Below are 3,206 nucleotides of genomic sequence, written 5' to 3' on the forward strand. Positions count from 1 at the left end.
CCCGGTGCCGCCACGCCCTCGCCAGGCAGCGGGCCGCCGTCGCCGAGCAGCGGGCCGCCGTCGCCGGGCGCGGGCGCCGGGTCCTCCCGGTAGCCCTCCGCCTGCCGGGCGAAGAGCTTGGCGTAGACCCCGTCCGGGGACGCGATGAGGGAGGCGTGGTCGCCGCTCTCCAGGATCCGGCCGTCCTGCACGACGACGATCCGGTCCGCGCGGCGGACGGCGCTCAGCCGGTGCGAGACCAGGACGCTGGTGGAGCCCGCGCGCAGCTCCCGCAGCCGGTCGTGCACCGCCGCCTCGGCCTCCGCGTCGAGGCCGGAGCTGGGCTCGTCCAGGATCATCAGGTCGCGGCCCCGGCGCATCAGCCCGCGCGCGAGCGCGAGGCGCTGCCACTGGCCGCCCGAAAGGTGGACGCCGTTCGACCGGGCGGCCTCCCCGTCGCCGTCCTCCTCGTCGCCGGCGTGGAACAGCCGGCTCAGCATCGTCGCGTAGCCGGCCGGCAGCCGCTCGACGGTCTCGTGGACGCCCGCGCGCTCGGCGGCGGCGCGGATCCGCTCCGGGTCGCCGATCGCGTCCAGGTCGCCGAGGCCGATGTTCTCGGCGGCGGTGAGGTCGTAGTCCATGTAGTCCTGGAACACCGCACCGATCCGGCGGCGCAGCTCCTCGACGGGGACGTCCCGGACGTCCACCCCGTCCCACAGGACGGCGCCGCGCTGCGGGTCGTAGAACCGGCAGAGCAGCTTGACGAGCGTGCTCTTGCCTGCGCCGTTGAGCCCGACCACGGCCAGGCTGGTGCCGTGCGGGATGGTCAGGTCCAAGCCGCGCAGCACCCACGGCCCGTCCTCGCTGTAGCGGAACCAGACGTCGCGCAGTTCGATGGCGTGGGCCAGCGGGGCGAGGCGGCGGTGCCGGGCGGGCGCGGCGAGGTCGTCCCCGGTCCCCACCACCGTCAGGTAGTGGTGGAAGACCAGCGCGGACTGGTGCCCCATCGCGATGCCCTGCACCAGCGCGCCCAGCCCGGACTGGAGCCCGGCCAGGGCGCCGATGAAGACGGACACGTCGCCGACGCTGATCGTCTTCTGAGCGGCGGCGTGCACGGCCCAGAGCAGGCCCGCGGCGGCGAGCAGCGCCCCGAGGGCGGCGAGGAGGACCTGGACGCGCACCACGCCGCGCTCCAGCCGGTCCTCGGCGTCGTTGGCGGCGCGCAGCTCGGTGAGCATCCGGCCGTGCAGGAACCCGCCCAGGCCGAACAGGCGGACCTCCTTGGCGGCCTGCAGGTCGGTCAGCAGCATCTGGTAGAAGAGCTTGCGCCGCAGGCCGGGGCTGATCCGCCACAGCAGCCCCGCCCGGCGCCGGCCGAGCGCCAGGTGGGCGACCATCGCGGGCACGGCGGCGGCGAGCGCGGCGCCCGCCATGACCGGGTTGATCGCGATCAGCGTGCCCAGGAACCCGGTGACGCCCAGGGAGCCGCGCAGGGTCGTCAGGCCCATCTGGACGAGCTGGTCAGGGGCGTTCTCGGCGGACTGCTGGGCCAGCCGCAGCCGGTCGTGGAACCGCGGCTCCTCCAGGCGCGCCAGCCCGTTCATCCGGTTGACCGCGCCGAACAGCCGGTCCTGCGAGAGCAGGCCGACGGCGCGCCGGGCGCGTCCCTGCGCGTACGCGGCGACGGCCGAGGACGAGGCCATCGCGATGCCCAGCGCGCCGATCCCGGCCGCGACCCACAGCAGCGTCCCGGTGCGGGGGCGGGCGGCGGTGAGCTCGTCGAGCGCGACCTTGGTCAGCCAGGCCGTGGCGACCGGCGCGGTCCCGTCGAGCACCGCCATGGCGAGCTGGAGGAACAGCATGCCGGGGCAGGCCCGCCAGGCGAGCGCGTACGCCTCCTTCATCGCGCGGGCGACGGAGGCGCGCGGCTCCGTCGCTCCCTCCCCGCCGCCTACACCGTCGCTCACGGCGCCGCGCTCCCGGCGGCCGGGGCCGCGGTCCCGGCGGCCGGGGCCGGGGCGGCCTCGCGGAGCCCCTCCAGGCCGACACTCGCGGCGGTGGCGACGCCGTCCGGACCGTAGTGGGCGAACCCGGGGTAGAAGCGGACGCCGAAGGCGGTGCCGACGGGCGCGTCGAGGGGCTCGGGCACCACGTGGTCCGCGACGCCGGCGAGCCGGGCGGCCAGGTCGCTGTCGGCCGCGTCGATCCCGACCACCGTGGCGAGGACGCGGCCTCCCGCGTCCCGCACCCGGCGGGCGTGCTCGGCGAACTCCGGCACGCTGTCGTCGCAGCCCGGGCAGTCCAGCGACAGGAAGGCGATCAGCGCCGGGCGGCCGGCCAGCCCGTCCCTGGTGACCGTGGTGCCGGCGGCCGTGGCCGCGGTGAACTCGGGCATCCGGTCCCCCGGCGCGATGCCCAGGTCCGGGGCCCCGCCGGACGCGTCCGGACCGTGGTGACGGCCGGCCGGCGGCATGCTCAGGCGGGCGCGCCAGCGGCGCAGCACGGCCGCGGTCAGCGCGACGTTCAGCGCGGTGAGCGCCACGACCAGGACGAGCCCTGCGACGAGGTAATCCACGGATGTCCTTTCCGGCTCCGGCGCCTCACCGGCCGTGGCCCCCCGCGGCGACCGGGGACCGGAAGAGCGCGGCGATGTCGTCGACGAAGACGGTCAATGTGGTGAGCAGGGCCGCCGAGAACACGGCCAGCGCGATCCCCGGCACGTCGCCGGGAACGCCGCCGCCCCGCGACAGCGCGACGACCGCGCCCAGGCACGCCGCCGCCAGCAGCACCGCGTTGCGCGCGATGTGCCAGCCGCCCATGGGCTCGCTGCCGGCGCCGAAGCAGGCGCAGGTCACCCGCTTCCCGCGGGCGACGACGGCGACTGGGACGGCCGTCAGCCCGCAGCAGAACAGCGCCGCGGCGGCGAAGCCGGCGGTGACGGTGGCGGGCACGGCGAGCAGCAGCGCGATGAGCAGCTCGGCGGCGGGGACCAGCACGGCCAGCGGGCGGCGCAGCCGCGCCGGGACGAAGCCGAAGTCGCCGAGGGAGGCGGCGAAGGCGCCCGGCGAGCGCAGCTTCGCCACCGCCGCCAGCGTCATCACCGCCACGAGGGTGAGGCGGCAGGCGAACGATACGTACAGCACGGATGCTCCCGGGGAAGTGGTGCGCGAGCGCGCGCGGCCGCTCATGGTGCGGCGGTCCGCGCGTCCAAGGGCGCCCGGACCGCG

3 protein-coding genes are annotated in these 3,206 nt (G+C 76.8%); all 3 read right to left on the reverse strand.

Annotated features, from left to right (window positions below; translation table 11 throughout):
• On the reverse strand, positions 1–1,946 hold a 1,946-nt coding region (locus ABZ914_RS49135; protein ID WP_500201483.1), incomplete at its 3' end, for an ABC transporter ATP-binding protein.
• Positions 1,943–2,554, reverse strand: a complete 612-nt coding sequence (locus tag ABZ914_RS49140) for a peroxiredoxin family protein (RefSeq protein ID WP_500201484.1) — start codon at positions 2,552–2,554, stop codon at positions 1,943–1,945. The genes ABZ914_RS49135 and ABZ914_RS49140, both read right to left, overlap by 4 nt.
• Positions 2,555–2,579: 25 nt before the next feature.
• Positions 2,580–3,122: a MauE/DoxX family redox-associated membrane protein gene (locus ABZ914_RS49145; protein WP_500201485.1), complete on the reverse strand. Its 543-nt coding sequence runs from the start codon at positions 3,120–3,122 to the stop codon at positions 2,580–2,582.
• Positions 3,123–3,206 lie beyond the last annotated feature (84 nt).

The organism is Spirillospora sp. NPDC046719, from assembly GCF_040645715.1.
Classification (GTDB): domain Bacteria; phylum Actinomycetota; class Actinomycetes; order Streptosporangiales; family Streptosporangiaceae; genus Spirillospora.